A 1100-nucleotide genomic window follows, 5' to 3' on the forward strand; every position below is an offset into this window, starting at 1 on the left:
CCAGGGGGAAGCGACTGTTTACTAAAAACACAGGTCTGTGCGAAGCTGTAAGGCGATGTATACGGACTGACGCCTGCCCGGTGCTGGAAGGTTAAGAGGAACCATCAACCCCCTTGTGGGGTGAAGTGGTGAATTTAAGCCCCAGTAAACGGCGGTGGTAACTATAACCATCCTAAGGTAGCGAAATTCCTTGTCGGGTAAGTTCCGACCTGCACGAATGGCGTAACGACTTCCCCGCTGTCTCAACCATGAGCTCGGCGAAATTGCAGTACGAGTAAAGATGCTCGTTTCGCGCAGAAGGACGGAAAGACCCCGGGACCTTTACTACAGCTTGGTATTGGCGCCCGCTATAGCTTGTGCAGGATAGGTGGGAGACTGTGAAGCTGTCACGCTAGTGGTGGTGGAGTCGTCGTTGAAATACCACTCTGGTTATGGCGTGCGCCTGAACCTGGGCCCGTGATCCGGGTTAGGGACAGTGCCTGGTGGGTAGTTTAACTGGGGCGGTTGCCTCCTAAAGTGTAACGGAGGCGCTCAAAGGTTCCCTCGGCCTGGTCGGTAACCAGGTGTTGAGTGTAAGTGCACAAGGGAGCTTGACTGTGAGACTGACGGGTCGAGCAGGTACGAAAGTAGGAACTAGTGATCCGGCGATCCCGTGTGGGTGGGTCGTCGCTCAACGGATAAAAGGTACCCCGGGGATAACAGGCTGATCCTGCCCAAGAGTCCATATCGACGGCATGGTTTGGCACCTCGATGTCGGCTCGTCGCATCCTGGGGCTGGAGCAGGTCCCAAGGGTTGGGCTGTTCGCCCATTAAAGCGGTACGCGAGCTGGGTTTAGAACGTCGTGAGACAGTTCGGTCCCTATCCTCTGCGCGCGTTGGAGACTTGAGGAGGCCTGTCCCTAGTACGAGAGGACCGGGACGGACGAACCTCTGGTGTGCCAGTTGTCTCGCCTGGGGCACGGCTGGTTGGCTACGTTCGGGAAGGGTAACCGCTGAAAGCATCTAAGCGGGAAACCATCTTCAAGATGAGGTCTCCGCAAGACACCTTTGGTGTCTTGGTAGGCTCCCAGTAGATGACTGGGTTGATAGGCTAGGAGTGG

The 1100-nt window shown here is 56.3% G+C and carries 1 rRNA gene; it reads left to right on the top strand.

The features are described from left to right. Positions 1-1100 (top strand): 23S ribosomal RNA (locus tag RIV14_RS13650); the annotation flags it as partial.

Origin of the sequence: Actinomyces acetigenes (assembly GCF_031296635.1) — a bacterium.
Lineage (GTDB): Bacteria > Actinomycetota > Actinomycetes > Actinomycetales > Actinomycetaceae > Actinomyces > Actinomyces acetigenes.